Raw genomic sequence first — 18,857 nt, forward strand, 5'->3', positions numbered from 1 at the left:
GCCGCTCATCCCGGCAGGCGTCGCCTCAGACAGGCCAGAACCGGTGCAAACTTCTCCGCCATCTCGTGCTCTTCAACACAGGCATAGCCTAGCAGCAGACCGCGCCTGGCATTGCCCAGCAGGTAGTAGGCCGACAGCGGGCGGGTCAGCACGCCGTTCTGCTCCAGCTCGGCGCTGAGCGCCACATCGTCAATGTCAGCCGGCAGCGAAAGCACCAGATGCAGGCCCGCATTGCTCTGCTGGGCAATAAATCCCTCCCCCAACGTGTCGCGGATCACCCGCACCAGTTCGGCGCGGCGTCGGCTGTACAGCTGGCGCATTTTACGCACGTGGGCGGCGTAGTGCCCCTCACGGATAAACTCCGCCAGCGTCAGCTGCACCAGACCGTTGCCGCCGCGATACAGTTCGGAGTGGGCCATTTTCATCCGCGCCGCCAGCGGCTTCGGCACCACCATGTAGCTCAGCCGCAGCCCCGGATAGAGAGTTTTGCTGAAGGTGCCGAGATAGATCACCGGGGCATCCGGGGCCAGTCCCTGCAGCGCCGGGATCGGCGAATCGGCAAAGCGGAACTCGCCGTCGTAATCATCCTCAATCACCCAGCTTCCCGCCTGGCGGGCCAGGTCCAGCAGCTGATGCCGCCGCTGCAGGCTCATCACCGAACCCAGTGGGTACTGGTGCGAAGGCGTAACGCAAATAAGCCGTGGTGGCCGTGCATCAGCGTTAAAATCCGCCAGCATCAGACCTTCGTCGTCCACCGGTAGGGGCTGCAGCTCGATACCGTTCACCGCCAGCACGTTGCGGATCCCCCAGTAACCCGGCTCCTCAATCCACGCCCGATCGCCGGGATCGCAGAGCATTTTCGCCAGCAGATCCAGCGCCTGATGGGTCCCTGCGGTAACCAGGATTTGTTCCGGGGTACAGTTGACCGATCGGATCACCCGCAGATACTCCGCCAGCGCCTGCTGCAGCTGGAGGCAGCCGCCGTGGCTGGAGTAGCTTAATGCCTCGACCGGCATACGGCGGCTGAGCTTCAAGTGAATTTTTCGCCAGATATCATGCGGCATATGGCTGACATCCGGCACGCCGGGCATAAACGCGCCCCACTGGTGCGGTCCTGCCCCGCTGCGCATCAGAAGGCGCGAGCCGCGGGTGGACAGCCGAACGAAGTTAAACGGTCGCAGGGCGGTAGCCGGAGCCACTTCCGCATCCGGCACGCTCTCAGGAAGCACCTCACAGACGAACGTTCCGCTTCCGGCACGGGTTTGCAGATAGCCCTCGGACTGCAGCTGCTCATAGGCCGCCAGCACGGTATTGCGGGAGACGGATAAATCTTTCGCCAGATCGCGGCTGGCAGGCAGTCGGCTGCCGGGGGCAATGGATCCATCCTGAATGGCACACTGCAAAACATCATACAGACGCTTGTTCAGCGTCCCCGACGGGGTCTGGCTCAGACGGGAGGCAAGCAGGTCACCGAGCAGTGTTCGCAAAATTGGTTCCTTGAAATAAAAAAAACTGGCTCTGGATTATAAAACCCCGAAAACGTTAAAAAGCAAGGAGAGCCTGAAACTACGTGGCAGCGGCCACGATTCGCCAAACACGAGGGAATACCATGAGCAACAGTGAAATACAGCAGCGTCGCCTGAATGCCACACCGCGCGGCGTGGGTGTGATGTGTGATTTTTATGCGGTCAAAGCTGAAAACGCCACGCTGTGGGACCACGAGGGACGCGAATATATCGACTTTACCGCCGGGATCGCGGTGCTGAATACCGGGCATCGCCACCCGAAAGTGATGGCCGCGGTCAGCGAGCAGCTCGGCAGCTTCACCCACACTGCGTTCCAGGTTATCCCGTATGAAAACTACATCGAGCTGGCCGAGCAGCTTAACCAGCGCGTTCCCATTGAGGGACAGAGCAAAACGACCTTCTTCTCCAGCGGCGCAGAGGCAGTGGAAAATGCGGTGAAAATTGCCCGCGCGGCCACCGGACGCCCCGGCGTCATCGCCTTCAGCGGGGCCTTCCACGGCCGCACGCTGATGACCATGACCCTGACCGGAAAAGTCACCCCGTATAAAACCGCCTTCGGCCCATTCCCCGGTTCGGTGTTCCACGCTCGCTATCCCAACGCCCTGCACGGCTTCAGCGTTGACGACGCGTTGGAAAGCCTGGAAATGCTGTTCCGCTGCGATATCAGCCCGCAGCAGGTGGCGGCAATCATCTATGAACCTATCCAGGGCGAAGGCGGTTTTAATATCGCGCCACCGGAGTTCGTTCAGGCTCTGCGCGCCCTCTGCGATCGCCACGGCATTGTGATGATTGCCGATGAAATTCAGACCGGCTTCGCCCGCACCGGCAGGCTGTTCGCCAGCGAATATTACCCGGAGGCGAAACCGGACCTGATCACCATGGCCAAAAGCCTGGGCGGCGGCCTGCCGATTTCGGCGGTGGGCGGGAAAGCCGAACTGATGGACGCACCGCTGCCGGGCGGGCTGGGCGGCACCTATGCCGGTAACCCGCTGGCCATCGCCGCGTCGCTGGCGGTGCTGAAGGTGATTGATGAAGAACAGCTGTGCGCCCGTGCGCTGAAGCTCGGTGCGGAGCTGGTGGAAACGCTGAACGCCAGCGGCAATCCGGCACTGGTTGAAGTACGCGCCCGCGGCTCCATGGTGGCGGCCGAATTCAACGATCCCACCAGCGGAAAACCGTCGCCGGAAATCGCCCGCGACATCCAGCAGCGAGCCCTGGCGCAGGGACTGATCCTGCTGACCTGCGGCGTGCACGGCAACGTCATCCGCTTCCTCTATCCGCTCACCATTCCGGATGCCCAGTTCCGCCAGGCGCTGACGCTGCTGACCTCTTTATTACGGGCCTGACCGGCCCGGCCACAGGGAAGTGGCACAGATAGTGCAGGTAAGTCGCAACACAACAATAAGCCAATCAACAATTAACAGCCCCTCAGAGGATACTGGCATGGTGAAGAAGTTAGCGGTACTGATTATTGCCGCCGTGGCAATGCAGGCTCAGGCGGAAAGCCTGACGGTCATTTCATTTGGCGGAACCAACAAGGATGCGCAGGACAAAGCCTTTTACAAACCGTTTATCGCCGCAGGTAAAGGCAACATTGAGGCCGGTGAATACAATGGTGAAATGGCACGAATTCGTGCAATGGTCGAAACCGGCCAGATCGGCTGGGATGTAGTCGAACTGGAAACGCCGGAGCTGAAGCGCGGCTGTGAAGAAGGCCTGTTTGAAACCCTCGACTGGAGCAAACTGGGCGGGAAAACCGATCTGATCCCGGCGGCGGTCAGCGAGTGCGGTGCCGGGATTTTCGTCTGGTCCACGGTGCTGACCTATGACGCGCAGAAGCTGAAGAAGGGCCCCACCAGCTGGGCGGATTTCTGGGATGTGAAAACCTTCCCCGGAAAGCGCGCGCTGCGTAAGAGCGCCAAATACACCCTTGAAATCGCCCTGATGGCAGACGGCGTGAAGCGTGAGGACGTGTATAACGTGCTGGCCACGCCGCAGGGTGTCGATCGTGCCTTTAAAAAGCTCGACCAGCTGAAACCTTACGTACAGTGGTGGGAATCCGGCGCACAGCCGCTGCAGTGGCTGGTTTCCGGCGACGTGGTGATGAGCTCGGCCTATAACGGCCGCATCGGTGCCGCACAGGACGAAGGGCATGATTTCAAAATCGTCTGGGATAACGCCCTGTACGATCTGGACAACTGGGCCATCGTCAAAGGCTCCAAACATAAAGCGCTGGCCGAACAGTTTATTGCCTTCGCCAACCAGCCGGAAAACCAGAAGGTCTACGCCGAAAATATCCCTTACGGCCCGGTCAATATCAAAACCAGCCCGCTGCTGGACCCAGCCCGCCTGGCGAAGCTGCCTACCGCGCCGGATAACCTGGCGGTGTCCGTTCAGGTCGACAGCGATTTCTGGCTGGAGCACGGCGAAGATCTGGAACAGCGCTTCAACGCCTGGGCTGCTAAATAGTTCGCTTCCCCCGTTTAATGCTGTAGCCGGTGGCTCGTTCCGCCGCTACAGCCCGTCCGGCCCGGCAGGTTATAAAGGAGCCAGCAATGAGTCAAAACCCGGTAATGGAATCCCCCCGCCCACCCGCGCAGCCTGCGGCCTCTTTCAGCCAGGGCCTGCGCAAGACGGACGGCGGCAAAACCCGTCGGTCGCTGCTGCTGATTGCGCCATTGCTGATCTTTATCGTGGTCTGCTTTCTGTTCCCTATTCTCTCCATTCTCAGCAAAAGCGTGGAGAACCCGGAAGTCCATGACGGCCTGCCGCAGACCAGCGCCGCTCTGAGCCGCTGGTCCGGTAACAGCCTGCCCGACGAGGCGCTGTTCGCCACGCTGGGCAAGGAACTGGTTGCCGCCCGCGACGGTGGGCAGATCGCCGCCGTTGCCAAGCGCATGAGCTATGAAGACAGCGCCTTTCGCAGGATGATCGTCACCGCGCCACGACTGGTTCCGGCAGACGGCCAGCAGGTTAAAGCCGCGCTGATTGCCGGCCAGCCGCTGTGGGGCGAACTCAGCACCTGGCAGACGCTGAAGCGCGTCTCGGCACCGCTGACCGGCTACTATCTGCTGTCGGTGTTCGATCGTCAGGTGGATGTGAAAAGCGGCAAGGTACAGGCGATCCCCGCCGACAAAGCGCTGTACGTCAACGTTTTGCTGCGCACGCTGTGGATGGCGCTGGTGGTCACCCTGCTCTGCGTCGGGATTGGCTATCCGCTGGCCTACTGGCTGGCGAAACAGCCGACCAACCGCGCCAACCTGCTGATGATTCTGGTGCTGCTGCCGTTCTGGACCTCGCTGATCGTGCGCACCGCCAGCTGGATCGTGCTGCTGCAGTCCGGTGGCCTAATCAACCGCGCGCTGATGGCCACCGGCATCATCGATCACCCGCTGACGCTGGTGTTTAACCGCATCGGGGTGTTTATCGCCATGACGCATATCCTGCTACCGTTTATCGTGCTGCCGCTGTACGCGGTGATGAAGGGTATCTCTCCGGCCTATGTGCGCGCAGCCATTTCGCTCGGCGCCCATCCGTTTCTCGCCTTCTGGCGCGTTTACGTTCCGCAGACCTGGGCCGGTATCGCCGCCGGTGCGCTGCTGGTGTTTATGATGGCGATTGGCTACTACGTGACGCCTGCCCTGCTCGGCGGCCCTGACGACCAGATGGTCAGCTATTTTGTGGCTTTCTTCACCAACAGCACCATGAACTGGGGGATGGCGGCCGCACTGGGCAGCCAGCTGCTGGTGATCGTTCTGCTGCTGTACATCGTTTATGTTCGCGTAACCCGCACCGCTGCCGAAGCGGCAGCCCATTAAGGAGACCGCCATGAGACAACAGGGAACCCTGATCCTGCGCCTGTGGAACAGCGCATTCAATTTCTACAGCGCCGCCGTACTGCTGTTTCTTATCGTGCCGATTCTGGTGATCGTGCCGCTGTCGTTTAACAGCAGCTCATTTCTCAGCTATCCGCTCAGCGGCTTTTCACTGCGCTGGTATCAGACCTTTTTCAATTCGCAGGAGTGGATTGGCGCGCTGGGCAACAGCCTGCTGATTGCTCCGCTGGCAACGCTGCTGGCCACGGTTCTGGGCGTTCTGGCCGCGATGGGCCTGGTGCGCGGCGAGTTCCGGGGTAAGGGGCTGGTGATGGCCATTCTGATCTCACCGATGGTGGCACCGGTGGTGATTATTGCCGTGGGGATGTTCTTCTTCTTCGCCAAACTGTCGCTGCTGAACAGCTACATCGGGCTGGTGCTGGCTCATGCGCTGCTGGGCGTGCCGTTTGTGGTGATCACGGTGATGGCGGTATTAAAAAACTATGACACCTCACTGTCGCGGGCGGCGGCCAGCCTTGGCGCATCGCCGCTGCTCACCTTTCGTAAGGTCACGCTGCCGCTGATTGCGCCCGGCGTTTTTTCGGGTGCGCTGTTCGCCTTTGCCACTTCGTTTGATGAAGTGGTGGTGACGTTGTTCCTTGCCAGCCCGCGCCAGCGTACGCTGCCGATCCAGATGTTTGCCGGTATTCGCGAAAATCTCGACCCAACAATTGCTGCCGCCGCCACGCTGATGATCGGGGCATCGCTTATTCTGCTGATCGTGATGGAGGTGCTGCGACGTCGCGGGGAGAAAATGCGCCACAGCCCGGCTCACTAGCCGGTGACATTGCGTCGAGCACGGAGGTAAAAACGGGGCGCTGAGCCCCGGTTTATTTAGCGGAGATGATTCACCGTTGCTTTACTCACCTTCGCCGTTGCGGGTCAGCCACAGCGACAGGGCCTTCAGCGAGTCGTCGGTAAATTCATCGCAACGGGCGGTGATCTCTTCCGGCGTCATCCAGATGATTTCATCCACTTCCTCTTCTTGCATGGCGAACGGGCCGTGAGAAACGCAGCTGAACAATCCACCCCACACGCGGCAGTGCTCATCTTCGTAATAAAACAGACCGTGCTCAGCAAACGGGACGGCCGCAATGCCCAGCTCCTCTTCCGCTTCGCGACGTGCGGATTCCAGCATCTCTTCACCGCTCTGCACCACGCCGCCCGCCGTTGCGTCCAGCATGCCCGGCATGAAATCTTTGATCTCGGTACGACGCTGAACCAGAATTTTCCCCATACCATCGTGAACCACGATATAGGTCGCCCGGTGTCGTAAACACTGAGCTCGCATCTGTGCTCGGCTGGATTGGGCGATGACCTCGTTCTCTTCGTTAACGATATCGACCCACTCAGTGCCTGGCTCTTGCTCCACCATCCGTATCCCTTTTTGTTCTGGCGCTGTGCGCCGTGTGGTCATTATGATTCGCGGCGCAGCGCGATCCGCCTAAATTAATGATTAACGCCCCGCGACGCAATCATCAATTTGTGCGCATTCGGTTCAGGCCAGCCTGGCCGATTCCGCCAGCCACAGCTGAACGGACGCGCGCTGCCACTGGAAGTGCGCGTAATCGGCAATCCGCTGCGGTACGGCATCGCCGTGCAGCACCAGGCGATTCAGCATCACGGCAAAGTCAGTATCGGCAATCGTCCATTCACCAAAGAGATTCTGCTGGCCTGCGGGCAGCAGCCGCTCGGCGGCGGCAATCAGCGCCTGGGCCGAGGCCTTTCCGGCGTCATCCAGCGGAGCCAGGCGAGCGCCGGCGAACAGCACGTCCGTCGGACGCTGTTGGCGAAGGGGCATAAAATCGCTGCGCAGCCAGGCCTGCAGTTCGCGCGCTCTGGCGCGTTTTTGACGATCGCGGGGATAAAGGCGCTCATACTCCGGTGCCGGGAAGCTGTCTTCCAGATACTCGGCAATCGCCGACGATTCCGAGAGCAGGAAATCATCAACCTGCAGCGTCGGAACGCGGCGCGTCAGCGATATCTCCCCGTAGGCCCGTTCGTGATGTTCGTCACGGGCAAGATCAATGCGTTTTAGCGTAAAAGGCAGCCCTTTCTCACTGAGCGCAACATAAACTGACATCACATACGGACTGAAAAAGTTAGCATCTGACCACAGAATGATATTCGGGTGACTCATCGGGCGTCCTTCGACGGTTACGGATTGAAACACCTGTTTAGCTGGTTTTTCGGCCGAAGGCAAACATCTCGTGTAAGCCGGATGGCAAATCAGAATGGCAGCAATTTTCGCTACGGTTTATCTGCCCGTAACGCACTAAAAATCCATTGTTATCAGCCACCGTGCGCATTGTCACAGGTAGAGCTGCTATCTTCACCTATGCTGAAAGTGACCGTAACAGCGACTCAGCGAAAAGGATCAACAGCATGCATATTCTGCTCACCGGCGGTACCGGGCTGATCGGCCAGCCGCTCGTTGCCCGTCTGCTTGAGAAGGGTCACGAGGTCAGCGTGGTGACCCGCAATGTGGCTGGCGCCAGAGAAAAACTTGGCGAGAAAGTCCGGCTGTGGTCCGGGCTGGAGAAGCAGCGCGATCTCAACGGCATTGATGCGGTGATTAATCTGGCCGGAGAGCCGATCGCCGCGAAGCGCTGGAGCGAGACGCAGAAACAGTTGCTGTGCAGCAGCCGCTGGCAGATCACCGAGCGGCTGGCCGCACTGATTGCCGCCAGTAGCACGCCGCCTGCGGTGCTGATATCGGGTTCCGCCACCGGCTTTTATGGCAATACCGGCGAGCTGGTGGTGACCGAGGACGATCCCGGCCACGATGAGTTTACGCATCGCCTGTGTGATACCTGGGAGAAGCTGGCGATGCTGGCGGCAGGCGAGCACACCCGCGTCTGCCTGCTGCGGACCGGCGTGGTGCTGAGCCGTTCCGGCGGCGCGCTGGAAAAGATGAAGCTGCCGTTTAAACTGGGCGTCGGTGGGCCGCTCGGCAGCGGCAAACAGTTTTTGCCGTGGATCCATATCGATGACATGCTGAACGGCATTCTCTGGCTGCTGGAGCATCCGACGCTGCACGGGCCGTTTAATCTGGTCGCACCCTATGCGGTGCGCAATCAGCAGTTTGCCGCCGCGCTGGGCGAAGCGATGCACCGCCCTGCTATCGTCCGCACCCCGGCCAGCGCAATCCGCCTGCTGATGGGCGAATCCGCGGTGCTGGTGCTCGGCGGGCAGCACGTATTACCGCAGCGCCTGGAGGCGTCCGGTTTTCGTTTCCGCTGGTATGAGTTAGATGACGCGTTAGCCGACGTGATGGGTAAGCATTAGCAGGGGAAAGCGCACGTGGCTTTCCCCTTACGGGCCGTTACTTCAGTGCACCGGATAAAAACTGCTGCAGACGGGCGCTTTTCGGGTTGTTAAACAGCTCGTTCGGCGCGCCTTCCTCTTCAATTTTCCCCTGATGCAGGAAAATCACGTGGCTGGAGACATGGCGGGCAAACTCCATCTCATGGGTCACAACCACCATGGTTTTGCCCTCTTCCGCCAGCTTTTGCATAATGCGCAGCACTTCGCCCACCAGTTCAGGATCCAGCGCCGAAGTCGGCTCATCAAACAGCAGCACTTCCGGCTCCATCGCCAGCGCGCGTGCAATCGACACGCGCTGCTGCTGGCCGCCGGAAAGGTGCACAGGATATTTAGCCCGCGCCCGCTCGTCGATACCCACTTTGTCCAGATAGCGGATGGCCCGCTCGCGCGCTTCGCTTTTGCCCAGCCCCAGCACCTGAATCGGCGCTTCCATCACGTTCTCCAGCACCGTCATGTGGCTCCACAGGTTGAAGTGCTGGAACACCATGGTCAGCCGGGTACGCAGGGTGCGCAGCTGCTCTTTGTTGGAGACTTTCAGCTGGCCGTCTTTATCACGCACCAGGTGAATATTTTCATTATTCACCGAGATGGTGCCTTCGCTTGGCTTCTCCAGGAAGTTAATGCAGCGCAGGAAGGTACTTTTACCCGAACCCGAAGAGCCGATAATACTGATGACATCGCCGGCATTCGCCTGTAGCGATACGCCCTTCAGCACCTCATGTTCACCATAGCGTTTGTGCAGTTCGGTAACGCTTAATTTATTTTCAGCCATAGTTTTACTCAGTGTGACGAAGAAGGTTTAACGTGTGCCAGCCAGCGTTTTTCCGCTTTGCGGAACAGGCTAATCAGCACATAGGAAATAATCAGATACAGCGCCGCCGCCAGTCCGAAGGCGATAAACGGCTGATAGGTTGCCGAGTTAATATCGCGCGCCACTTTCAGCAGGTCCGGCACGGTCGCGGTAAACGCCAGCGCCGTAGAGTGCAGCATCAGGATCACTTCATTACTGTAGGCGGGCAGCGCGGTGCGCAGCGCCGAAGGCATGATAATGCAGCGGTAAAGTTTGAAGGTGGAGAAACCGTAGGCGCGCGCGGCTTCAATCTCACCGTGCGGCACCGAGCGGATCGCCCCGGCAAAAATCTCCGTGGTATAGGCACAGGTGTTCAGCGTAAAGGCCAGCAGCGTACAGTTCAGCCCGCTACGGAAGAACGCATTCAGCATCTCGGTGCCTTTGACGATCTCCAGCGTGTACATGCCCGAATAGAACACCAGCAGCTGCACGTAAAGCGGCGTGCCGCGAAACACATAGGTAAACAGCCACACCGGGAACCACACGGCTTTGTGCTGCGAGACGCGGGCAATGGATAAAAACACCGCCATACAGCCGCCGATCACCACTGAAATAATCAGCAGCCACAGGGTCATCGCCACGCCGGTAAAGCGATAGCCGTCGGTCCACAGCAGGGCTTTCCAGTATTCCTGAACAATCTCAATCATAAATCAGCCCTTTTCACACCCACGGTATAACGACGTTCCAGCCACCACAGCACGCCGTTAGACAGCGTGGTAAAGATCAGATAAATCACCCCGGCCACAATGGCAAAGTAGAACGGCTGCCAGGTGGTTTTACCCGCCAGCTGCGTCGCTTTGACCACGTCTTCCAGCCCGAGGAGGGAAACCAGCGCGGTGGCTTTCAGAATCACCTGCCAGTTATTGCCGATGCCCGGCAGCGCAAAGCGCATCATGCCCGGGAACAGCACGCGGCGGAAGATTTGTGAAGACGTAAAGCCGTAAGCGGTTGCGGCTTCGATCTGCCCCTTCGGCACCGCCATATAGGCCCCACGGAAGGTTTCAGTAAAGTAGGCCCCGTAGATAAAGCCGAGCGTAATAATACCTGCCACCATCGGGTCGATATCAAACTGCCCGACGCCGATAAAATCGGTCACGTGGTTCAGGATGATTTGCAGACCGTAGAAGATTAACAGCATCAGAACGAGGTCGGGCACGCCACGGATCAGCGTGGTGTAGCCTTCAAAGATCATTGCCAGCGGACGGTTATTGGAGAGTTTTGCCCCGGCACCGATTAATCCGAGCACCACGGCGAGTACCACCGAGCTGAGCGCCAGTTCCAGCGTAACGATGGCGCCTTTAAAAATGACTTCAGAATAGCCATACAGCATAAATATTATCCTGTCGTTAAGGTCAAAAGTGCAGCCTCACCGCAAGCACAGTGAGGCTGGCAGACAGGGACTACTTAATCGCCGTATACATTAAAGTCGAAATATTTTTTTGCCAACTTATCGTAGGTACCATCTTTGCGAATTTCATCAAAAGCTTTATCGATCGCTGCTTTTAACGCCGGATCGTCTTTGCGCATGCCCATACCGGTACCAATACCGAAGATTTTTTCGTCTTTCACAGACGGACCGGCAAACGCGTAGTCCTTACCGGCCGGCTGTTTGAGGAAGCCTTCGCTGGCGGCCACTTCATCCTGGAATGCGGCATCGATACGGCCCGCGGTCAGATCCTGATACACCAGATCCTGGTTAGCGTATGGCGTAACGGTCACACCCTTCGGACGCCAGTTATCGTTGGCGTAGGTTTCCTGGGTGGTGCCCTGCAGCAGGCCGATGTTTTTGCCTTTCAGCGATTCCAGCGTTGGCTCGATTTTAGAGCCTTTTGGCGCGATCAGACGGGAGTCCGCCGCGTACAGTTTTTCGGAGAAGGCGATCTCCTGCTGGCGTTTTTCGGTGATCGACAGGGAAGAGATGATCGCGTCAATTTTCTTCGCTTTCAGCGACGGGATCAGCGCATCAAAGTCGCTTTCAACGAAGGTACATTTGGTTTCCATACGCTTACAAATTTCGGTGGCCAGATCGATATCAAAGCCAATCAGCTGCCCCTGGGCATTTTTCATTTCAAACGGTGCATAGGTTGGATCGGTGCCGATGCGCAGCGTTTTTGGACCGGCAGCGAATGCGCTGCCTGCTGAGGTGATAGCCAGCAACAGGGAAAGAGCCAGGACCTGCTTTTTCATAGATTACCCTCGAGTCGTCTTATTATAGGATTCGTGATGTTTGTCCACGCAGTTTGTTTTGCAGATTTCATGCCACATTTTGTGGCAATCTCCGCTTTTTTCAGCGTGTTAAGCAGGGCAGCGTAAATGCCCGGTTTGCTGGGGAATATATAGCAGGTTTGAAGGGACTTAGCGGCAACAATGTTTCACAATGGTGCAACATCTGCACGAAATGCGATTCAGCACCAACATTTGAACCATGCTGGTGCAGTGCACCATCCGCTATGCACCCTGCCAGCGCGTAAACAGATCCTGATCGAGGGTGATGTCAAACTGGTCGAGCACGCGGTTCACCGTCTGGTCAACAATCTGCATCACATTTTCCGGGCGGTGATAAAACGCAGGCACCGGCGGCATAATAATGGCACCCAGCTCTGCCGCAGAAGTCATCATCCGCAGATGGCCCAGGTGCAGCGGCGTTTCACGCACGCAGAGCACCAGTCGCCGACGCTCTTTCAGCACCACGTCCGCAGCTCGGGTCAGCAGCCCGTCGCTGTAGCTGTGAACGATCCCGGACAGGGTTTTCATCGAGCACGGCAGGATTGCCATGCCGGCGGTTTTGAACGAACCGGAGGAGATGCTGGCGGCAATGTCGCGCACGTCATGAACCACATCGGCCAGCGCCTGCACCTCACGCAGCGTGTAGTCACTTTCCAGCGCCAGGGTTTGCCGCGCGGCCTGACTCATTATCAGATGTGTTTCCACGTCGCTGACCTGCTGTAAAACCTGCAGCGTGCGAATGCCATAGATCACACCACTGGCACCAGAGATGCCGATAATCAGTCTTTTCATACCAAATCCTTAAAAAAAAACGGGCCGGAATTGCTTCCGGCCCATCTTACCTGCTAACCACACGAGACGCTTAGCCTTCGTTGTGAATTTCCAGGTTTTCAACTTCGTTCTGACGGGCCAGCGCTTTGGCATCGTCGTTACGCAGCGACTGTAGATACTCAAGATATTGCAGATCGACGTCTTTGGTCACGTAGATACCGTTGAATACCGAACACTCAAACTGAGCGATATCCGGGTTCTCTTCCTTCACCGCGGCAATCAGATCGTCAAGGTCCTGGAAAATCAGCGCATCCGCACCGATCAGCTGGCGGATCTCTTCGACTTCACGGCCGTGCGCGATCAGCTCAGTCGCGCTTGGCATATCGATGCCATACACGTTCGGGAAGCGAATTTCCGGGGCCGCCGATGCCAGGTACACTTTTTTCGCACCGGCTTCACGGGCCATTTCGATAATCTGCTCGGAGGTGGTACCGCGCACGATGGAATCATCCACCAGCAGCACGTTCTTGCCGCGGAACTCAGCGCGGTTAGCGTTCAGCTTGCGCCGAACCGCATTGCGGCGCAGCTGCTGTCCCGGCATGATGAAGGTACGGCCAACGTAGCGGTTTTTCACGAAGCCCTGACGGTATGGCTTATCAAGAATACGCGCCATCTCCAGTGCGATATCGCAGGAGGTTTCAGGGATGGGGATCACCACGTCGATGTCCAGATCTTCCCACTCGCGGGCAATTTTCTCACCCAGCTTGGTGCCCATGCGCACGCGAGCGCTGTACACCGAAATTTTATCGAGGAAGGAGTCCGGACGCGCGAAGTACACGTACTCGAACAGGCACGGGTTAACCTTTGGATTCTCAGCGCACTGGCGGGTAAACAGCTGACCTTTTTCAGTCACGTAAACCGCTTCGCCCGGGGCGACATCGCGCAGGAATTCAAAGCCCAGCGTATCCAGCGCCACGCTTTCAGAGGCCACCATATACTCGGTACGGCCATCAACCAGCGCGCGCTTGCCGATCACCAGCGGACGAATGCCGTTGGGATCGCGGAAGGCAACCAGACCGTGGCCGATGATCATCGCTACACAGGCATAAGCACCGCGTACGCGCTGATGCACAGCGGCAACGGCGGAGAAGATATTTTCGGCTTCCAGCGGATCCTGTTGGAAACGATCCACTTCCTGCGCAAAGATGTTGAGCAGGATTTCAGAATCCGACGTGGTGTTAACATGACGGCGACCGGTTTCAAACAGCTCTTTACGCAGCTCGTGCGCATTGGTCAGGTTGCCGTTATGGGCCAGTGTAATCCCGTAAGGAGAGTTCACATAGAAGGGCTGGGCTTCAGAAGCGCTGGAGCTTCCTGCCGTTGGATAGCGCACGTGGCCGATACCCATATTACCCTGCATACGTTGCATGTGGCGGGCTTCAAATACATCGCTGACCAGACCGTTTGCTTTACGCAGGCGGAAGCAATTTAATGCATCGATGGTCACGATGCCTGCGGCATCCTGCCCACGGTGCTGAAGCACCGTTAACGCGTCATAAATCGACTGGTTGACCGGCATAAAACCGGCGATCCCGACAATACCGCACATATTGACATTTCCTCATAGCCGCAACCCCGGTGCAATTACCGGGGCAAAAAACTCGACGTGCTCTTCAGGTAGTCAAAAAACCACCCGATGATGTAACTGAACTGAGGGATTAACTTCGACTGCTGCCAGTCGAGGCTTTTGGAAAAGCCGGTGAATGTATCGAGGAAAAACAGCATAGCGGCCACAATCAGTACGCCACGCAGTGCCCCAAAACAGACGCCCAGTACTCTGTCGGTACCCGACAGGCCGGTTTTCTCAACCAGCGAACCAATTACATAGTTAACGATTGCGCCAACGATAAGCGTGGCAACAAATAACACTGCAATGGCGATTCCATTCCGAATCAGCTCGTCTTCAAATCCTGTGAACCAGACGGCAAGGTAGGAGAAGTAATGACTGGCGACAAAGAATGCGCATCCCCAGGTGACGAGAGAAAGTGCTTCTCGTATAAACCCACGGATCAGGCTAACCAGAGCCGAAAAAGCTATAACCGCAATAATGACGTTATCTATCCAGACCATGAACTCTTCCAGTGACAGTAATCGCGAAAACGCCCCTGCATCCAGTTCGGGGCGAATTCTAACAGAAAAAGAAAACGTTTGCGTAGGGTTTTCCTGCGTCGTTTTAAATAAACGAAAACGCTGAAAAAACCGGCGGAGGGCGACATTCCTGCCGCTCACGACGCCAGAATGCAATTCGTTGATTTGCTTTATATCACGCTGCTTTCGGCCAGGCGCAGGCCGGTGCCACACCGCTATTCATCGGGTGGCACCTGTTACAATAATCGCTCTTTCCGCTCAATCCGCCGGGAGACGGCTAGCGTGCACCCCATGCTTTAACAACGCCGCCAAGTCCGGAAATCCCCTGCAGCTCACCGACCGCCGCCTGCATTTTGGCTTTGGACGCATCCGGCCCAACGTAGATGCGGGTGATCTGCCCGGCAACCGGCGTGGCTGGCACGGTGAAAGCACGATAGCCCGAAAGCCGCAGCTGCGCGACGATTTCGTTCACCTTGGCCGCATTTTTCAGCGCACCCAGCTGGACCACCCAGGCCTGGCCGGTCGGTGCCGTTTCAGCCGGTGCCGGTTTCTCTGCCGGTGTTTCCACCTTAGGCTGAGTTTGAGGCTGCTGCTGCTGCTGCTGCTGCTGCTGCTGCTGCTGCTGCTGCTGAACAGGAGGCTTCTCGACCGGTTTCGGTTTTTCAACCGGTTTGGGTTTCTCAACCGGCTTCGGCTTCTCAACCACTTTTGGCGGCTGCTGCACCGGTTGCTGAACCTGCTGCTGCACCGGCGGCGGCGAAACCAGCGTGGGCTGATTGTTCGACTGCGGTGCGGTCGAACCGCTGTCGGCCTGCGAGGAGTTCTCGCCACCGGCGCGACCTATCGCTTCGCCCGCCCCTTCCGGCGGCTGCGCCGGCAGCGACTGCGTGACCGGCGGCACCAGATCGGTTTCCTGCTGGTCGCCCGGTTTCGGCACCAGCGGAATGGCGGCGAACTCTTCCTTATAGTGTTTCTTTTTACCATCCAACAGGCCGGGCAGCACGATCACGCCCAGCGCTACAATAATAACGGTGCCGACTAAACGGTTTTGAAACTTACTTGCCACTGCCGTTCTCCGTTGCCATCGTTTCCATTACGTGTGCGACGGTGTGGAACGATCCACACACCAGCACAATGTCCTGTTCTGCCGCCTGCTGCATCGCCTGATGCCAGGCATCCGCCACGGAAGCAAACGCCTGCGCCCCATGAAGATGGGCGACCAGCTGCTCGGCGGAAGCGCCGCGCGGGCCTTCCAGCGGTGCGCAGTACCAGTAATCTACCTGCGGACTGAGGCAGGCCAGCGTTCCGGCGATATCTTTATCGTGCAGCATTCCCACTACGGCATGAACCTTACCGCGCTGCGGAAGTTCCGCCAGGCGACCGGCAAGATACGCGGCCGCGTGCGGGTTGTGTGCCACATCCAGAATCACCTGCGGCGAATGCGCCACGGTCTGGAAACGACCGGGGAGGATCGCCTGATGCAGACTGGCACGAATGGTCGCCTCATCAACCGGCAGCCCCGACGCCCGCAGCGCCGCCAGCGCGGTAGCCGCGTTCGGCAGCGGCACCTGCGGCAGCGGCAGATTTTCAATACTGCCGCTGGCATCACGGAACGACCAGCCGCCGTCGGTCAGGCGATAGGACCAGTCGCGATCGCGCTGGTGCAGCTGTGCGCCAACCTCCCGCGCTACGTCAGCAATGGTCGACGGCATATCCGGCTCGCCGACAACCGCCGGTTTACCCTGGCGGAACACCCCGGCTTTTTCGCGGCCGATGCTTTCGCGGTCCGGCCCCAGCCAGTCAACGTGGTCCAGCGCAATGCTAGTGATCGCCGCAACGTCCGCATCAACGATATTGGTCGCATCCAGCCGTCCACCCAGCCCCACTTCGAGGATCACCACGTCAAGCTGCGCCTGTTTAAACAGCCACAGCGCCGACAGCGTGCCGTATTCGAAATAGGTCAGCGAGGTCTCGCCGCGCCCGGCTTCTATAGCGGCAAACGACGCGGTATGCGCGGATTCGGCCAGCTCTTCGCCCTGAATGCGTACACGTTCAGTGTAGCGGATTAAATGGGGTGAACTGTACACGCCAACGCGATAACCGGCGGCCATCAGCACGGTTTCCAGCGTGCGGCAGGTGGTGCCTTTGCCGTTCGTACCGGCAACGGTGAAGACCTTCGGGGCGGGTGTTAACAGATCGAGTGAGGTGGCCACCCGGCGGATACGATCCAGCCCGAGTTCAATAGCCTGAGAGTGTAAATGCTCAAGATAATAAAGCCACGTGGCAAGAGGCGACGTGGCTTGAGGAAGATTATCCATGTGTCCCGTTCACAAAGTTACGGTTCATTGGTGAAAGAGGCCCGAAGACCTCTTTCTCATCATCGGTCAGGCCTCTTGGCTCTGTGGGCCGGTCGCTTCGGCCTCTTTGACTTCTTCTTCCTGCGGGGCAGGCAGATTCATCATCTTAGCCAGCAGGCTGGCCAGTTTGAAGCGCATAACCGGACGGCGAACGATCATATCGATCGCGCCTTTTTCGATCAGGAACTCACTGCGCTGGAAGCCCGGCGGCAGTTTTTCACGCACCGTCTGCTCGATAACGCGTGGGCCGGCAAAGCCGATCAGCGCCTTCGGTTCAGCAATGTTCAGATCGCCCAGCATCGCGAAGCTGGCAGACACGCCGCCCATGGTCGGGTCGGTCAGCACGGAGATATACGGCAGACCGCGCTCCTGCATCTTAGCCAGTGCCGCACTGGTTTTCGCCATCTGCATCAGCGACATCAGCGCTTCCTGCATACGTGCACCGCCGGAAGCGGAGAAGCAGATCATCGGGCAGTTATCTTCCAGCGCCCGCTCAACCGCACGCACGAAGCGCGCGCCAACCACGGAACCCATTGAGCCACCCATAAAGGAGAACTCAAACGCCGCCGCAACGACCGGCATCCCGTGCAGGGTGCCTTTCATGACGATCAGCGCGTCGGTTTCGTCAGTCTCTTTCTGAGCTGCCGCAAGACGATCTTTGTATTTTTTGGAATCCCGGAACTTGAGCACATCCCTCGGTTCCAGCTCGCTGCCCAGTTCAGTGGTTGAACCTTCATCCAGCATGCTGTTCAGGCGGTCACGACCGTGCATACGCATGTGGTGATCGCATTTCGGACAGACTTCCAGATTACGCTCCAGCTCGGCACGGTAAAGAACCTGCCCGCAGCTGTCACATTTGGTCCAGACGCCTTCAGGAATGCTTGCCTTACGCGATGGGGTGATTGTGCTCTTATTGAGAATTCGTTCAATCCAGCTCATTGATGACCTTTCTGTTTGAACCTGGTTTCCCCGCAGGGTAAGCCAGTTTTTCTTTTTTGTGCCGCAAAAATGCCGGCGGCACAAACCATAAATTGTCGCTCATTAAACCATAACCGCCCGTGACTGTGGATAAAAATCTGGTCGGACGGGTATCGCCTGATGATTTCTGTTACTGCTGCTTCTGCTGACGCGCCGCGCGGCGATGACGCCACACTTCGATGACACCCGGCAAAATAGACAGCAGGATAATCGCCACAATCAGCAGCTTAAGGTTTTCCTGCACCATCGGCATGTTACCAAACAGATAACCGGCATAGGTAAACAGCAGCACCCACAGCAGCGCGCCCGATACGTTGTAAATGGCAAAATGACGATAGGACATTTTACCCATTCCGGCCACAAATGGCGCGAAAGTCCTGACGATCGGCACGAAGCGAGCAAGAATAATCGTTTTCCCACCGTGACGCTCGTAAAATGCGTGCGTCTTATCAAGATAGCTGCGGCGGAAAATTTTCGAATTCGGGTTACTGAACAGCTTATCGCCGAACAGCCGCCCAATCGTGTAGTTCACCGCATCGCCGATAATCGCCGCCACCACCATCAACGCCACCATGGTATGAACGTTAAGGTCGTTGCCCGGCAGTGCGGCCAGCGCCCCGGCCACGAACAGCAGCGAGTCTCCCGGCAGGAACGGCGTGACCACCAGCCCGGTTTCGCAGAACAGGATCAGGAACAGAATGGCGTAAACCCACACGCCGTACTGCGCCACCAGCTCCGCAAGGTGGACGTCGATATGCAAAATGAAATCGACAACAAAACGAATCAGTTCCATAAAGGC

General features: G+C 58.0%; 19 protein-coding genes. 5 read left to right on the top strand and 14 right to left on the bottom strand.

Features of this window, described 5'->3' with window-relative positions; genetic code table 11:
* Positions 1 to 5: 5 nt before the first annotated feature.
* Complete coding sequence (locus tag EC836_RS17000; RefSeq protein WP_123335222.1) at positions 6 to 1,487, bottom strand: PLP-dependent aminotransferase family protein; 1,482 nt, start codon at positions 1,485 to 1,487, stop codon at positions 6 to 8.
* A gap of 122 nt (positions 1,488 to 1,609) precedes the next feature.
* On the opposite strand from EC836_RS17000, the gene EC836_RS17005 reads away from it, so the two are divergent.
* The 4 genes from EC836_RS17005 (at position 1,610) to EC836_RS17020 (ending at position 6,179) form a co-directional block, all read left to right on the top strand.
* Positions 1,610 to 2,872, top strand: coding sequence for a 4-aminobutyrate--2-oxoglutarate transaminase (locus EC836_RS17005; RefSeq protein ID WP_123335224.1), 1,263 nt, complete (start codon positions 1,610 to 1,612; stop codon positions 2,870 to 2,872).
* 97 nt (positions 2,873 to 2,969) lie between these two features.
* Positions 2,970 to 3,995 carry an ABC transporter substrate-binding protein gene (locus EC836_RS17010; RefSeq protein WP_123335226.1) on the top strand — a complete coding sequence of 342 codons (1,026 nt, stop codon included), beginning with the start codon at positions 2,970 to 2,972 and terminating at the stop codon, positions 3,993 to 3,995.
* Positions 3,996 to 4,081: 86 nt separating this feature from the next.
* Positions 4,082 to 5,344, top strand: coding sequence for an ABC transporter permease (locus tag EC836_RS17015; protein ID WP_123335228.1), 1,263 nt, complete (start codon positions 4,082 to 4,084; stop codon positions 5,342 to 5,344).
* A gap of 10 nt (positions 5,345 to 5,354) precedes the next feature.
* The gene (locus EC836_RS17020) at positions 5,355 to 6,179 is read left to right on the top strand and encodes an ABC transporter permease (RefSeq protein ID WP_123335230.1); all 825 of its coding nucleotides are present in this window, start codon (positions 5,355 to 5,357) and stop codon (positions 6,177 to 6,179) included.
* A gap of 81 nt (positions 6,180 to 6,260) precedes the next feature.
* Here the strand turns inward: EC836_RS17020 and yfcD are convergent, their stop codons facing one another.
* The gene (yfcD, locus tag EC836_RS17025; protein ID WP_123335231.1) at positions 6,261 to 6,776 is read right to left on the bottom strand and encodes an NUDIX hydrolase YfcD; all 516 of its coding nucleotides are present in this window, start codon (positions 6,774 to 6,776) and stop codon (positions 6,261 to 6,263) included.
* A gap of 123 nt (positions 6,777 to 6,899) precedes the next feature.
* Positions 6,900 to 7,541, bottom strand: a complete 642-nt coding sequence (yfcF, locus tag EC836_RS17030) for a glutathione transferase (protein ID WP_123335233.1) — start codon at positions 7,539 to 7,541, stop codon at positions 6,900 to 6,902.
* A gap of 245 nt (positions 7,542 to 7,786) precedes the next feature.
* Between yfcF and EC836_RS17035 the strand changes: the two genes are divergently transcribed.
* Positions 7,787 to 8,689 carry a TIGR01777 family oxidoreductase gene (locus tag EC836_RS17035; protein ID WP_123335235.1) on the top strand — a complete coding sequence of 301 codons (903 nt, stop codon included), beginning with the start codon at positions 7,787 to 7,789 and terminating at the stop codon, positions 8,687 to 8,689.
* 37 nt (positions 8,690 to 8,726) lie between these two features.
* Here the strand turns inward: EC836_RS17035 and hisP are convergent, their stop codons facing one another.
* The 11 genes from hisP to EC836_RS17090 all read right to left on the bottom strand — a co-directional run bounded on the left by hisP (position 8,727) and on the right by EC836_RS17090 (position 18,851).
* A complete protein-coding gene (hisP, locus tag EC836_RS17040) occupies positions 8,727 to 9,500 on the bottom strand; it encodes a histidine ABC transporter ATP-binding protein HisP (RefSeq protein WP_123335237.1) in 774 nt (257 codons plus the stop codon).
* An 8-nt stretch (positions 9,501 to 9,508) separates the two neighbouring features.
* Complete coding sequence (locus EC836_RS17045; protein WP_123335239.1) at positions 9,509 to 10,225, bottom strand: ABC transporter permease; 717 nt, start codon at positions 10,223 to 10,225, stop codon at positions 9,509 to 9,511.
* Positions 10,222 to 10,908: a histidine ABC transporter permease HisQ gene (locus EC836_RS17050; protein WP_123335241.1), complete on the bottom strand. Its 687-nt coding sequence runs from the start codon at positions 10,906 to 10,908 to the stop codon at positions 10,222 to 10,224. Before EC836_RS17050 ends, EC836_RS17045 begins: the two co-directional genes overlap by 4 nt.
* Positions 10,909 to 10,982: 74 nt before the next feature.
* Entirely contained in the window at positions 10,983 to 11,765 is a 783-nt protein-coding gene (gene argT, locus EC836_RS17055; protein ID WP_123335243.1) for a lysine/arginine/ornithine ABC transporter substrate-binding protein ArgT, read from the bottom strand.
* Between the two features lie 261 nt (positions 11,766 to 12,026).
* Positions 12,027 to 12,596, bottom strand: coding sequence for a UbiX family flavin prenyltransferase (locus EC836_RS17060; RefSeq protein ID WP_123335245.1), 570 nt, complete (start codon positions 12,594 to 12,596; stop codon positions 12,027 to 12,029).
* A gap of 70 nt (positions 12,597 to 12,666) precedes the next feature.
* A complete protein-coding gene (gene purF, locus EC836_RS17065) occupies positions 12,667 to 14,184 on the bottom strand; it encodes an amidophosphoribosyltransferase (RefSeq protein ID WP_123335246.1) in 1,518 nt (505 codons plus the stop codon).
* Positions 14,185 to 14,219: 35 nt separating this feature from the next.
* Positions 14,220 to 14,705 carry a colicin V production protein gene (gene cvpA / locus EC836_RS17070; protein ID WP_105591244.1) on the bottom strand — a complete coding sequence of 162 codons (486 nt, stop codon included), beginning with the start codon at positions 14,703 to 14,705 and terminating at the stop codon, positions 14,220 to 14,222.
* A 295-nt stretch (positions 14,706 to 15,000) separates the two neighbouring features.
* On the bottom strand, positions 15,001 to 15,789 hold the full coding sequence (gene dedD / locus EC836_RS17075) for a cell division protein DedD (protein WP_123335248.1): 789 nt from the start codon (positions 15,787 to 15,789) through the stop codon (positions 15,001 to 15,003).
* Complete coding sequence (gene folC, locus EC836_RS17080) at positions 15,779 to 17,041, bottom strand: bifunctional tetrahydrofolate synthase/dihydrofolate synthase (RefSeq protein ID WP_123335250.1); 1,263 nt, start codon at positions 17,039 to 17,041, stop codon at positions 15,779 to 15,781. Before folC ends, dedD begins: the two co-directional genes overlap by 11 nt.
* 66 nt (positions 17,042 to 17,107) lie before the next feature.
* A complete protein-coding gene (gene accD / locus EC836_RS17085) occupies positions 17,108 to 18,019 on the bottom strand; it encodes an acetyl-CoA carboxylase, carboxyltransferase subunit beta (protein WP_123335252.1) in 912 nt (303 codons plus the stop codon).
* A 169-nt stretch (positions 18,020 to 18,188) separates the two neighbouring features.
* Positions 18,189 to 18,851 (bottom strand): DedA family protein, encoded by a 663-nt coding sequence (locus EC836_RS17090; RefSeq protein WP_123335254.1) that lies wholly within the window; start codon positions 18,849 to 18,851, stop codon positions 18,189 to 18,191.
* Positions 18,852 to 18,857 lie beyond the last annotated feature (6 nt).

It is taken from the genome of Erwinia sp. JUb26 (assembly GCF_003751505.1).
In the GTDB taxonomy this organism is placed as follows: domain Bacteria; phylum Pseudomonadota; class Gammaproteobacteria; order Enterobacterales; family Enterobacteriaceae; genus Erwinia.

Coding starts and splice junctions, on each gene's coding strand:
- yfcF (WP_123335233.1), bottom strand. CDS start 7,541: ATGAGTCACCCGAATATCATTCTGTGGTCAGATGCTAACTTTTTCAGT.
- EC836_RS17005 (WP_123335224.1), top strand. CDS start 1,610: ATGAGCAACAGTGAAATACAGCAGCGTCGCCTGAATGCCACACCGCGC.
- hisP (WP_123335237.1), bottom strand. CDS start 9,500: ATGGCTGAAAATAAATTAAGCGTTACCGAACTGCACAAACGCTATGGT.
- yfcD (WP_123335231.1), bottom strand. CDS start 6,776: ATGGTGGAGCAAGAGCCAGGCACTGAGTGGGTCGATATCGTTAACGAA.
- EC836_RS17015 (WP_123335228.1), top strand. CDS start 4,082: ATGAGTCAAAACCCGGTAATGGAATCCCCCCGCCCACCCGCGCAGCCT.
- EC836_RS17050 (WP_123335241.1), bottom strand. CDS start 10,908: ATGCTGTATGGCTATTCTGAAGTCATTTTTAAAGGCGCCATCGTTACG.
- EC836_RS17010 (WP_123335226.1), top strand. CDS start 2,970: ATGGTGAAGAAGTTAGCGGTACTGATTATTGCCGCCGTGGCAATGCAG.
- cvpA (WP_105591244.1), bottom strand. CDS start 14,705: ATGGTCTGGATAGATAACGTCATTATTGCGGTTATAGCTTTTTCGGCT.
- EC836_RS17035 (WP_123335235.1), top strand. CDS start 7,787: ATGCATATTCTGCTCACCGGCGGTACCGGGCTGATCGGCCAGCCGCTC.
- argT (WP_123335243.1), bottom strand. CDS start 11,765: ATGAAAAAGCAGGTCCTGGCTCTTTCCCTGTTGCTGGCTATCACCTCA.
- EC836_RS17045 (WP_123335239.1), bottom strand. CDS start 10,225: ATGATTGAGATTGTTCAGGAATACTGGAAAGCCCTGCTGTGGACCGAC.
- purF (WP_123335246.1), bottom strand. CDS start 14,184: ATGTGCGGTATTGTCGGGATCGCCGGTTTTATGCCGGTCAACCAGTCG.
- accD (WP_123335252.1), bottom strand. CDS start 18,019: ATGAGCTGGATTGAACGAATTCTCAATAAGAGCACAATCACCCCATCG.
- EC836_RS17060 (WP_123335245.1), bottom strand. CDS start 12,596: ATGAAAAGACTGATTATCGGCATCTCTGGTGCCAGTGGTGTGATCTAT.
- EC836_RS17090 (WP_123335254.1), bottom strand. CDS start 18,851: ATGGAACTGATTCGTTTTGTTGTCGATTTCATTTTGCATATCGACGTC.
- folC (WP_123335250.1), bottom strand. CDS start 17,041: ATGGATAATCTTCCTCAAGCCACGTCGCCTCTTGCCACGTGGCTTTAT.
- EC836_RS17020 (WP_123335230.1), top strand. CDS start 5,355: ATGAGACAACAGGGAACCCTGATCCTGCGCCTGTGGAACAGCGCATTC.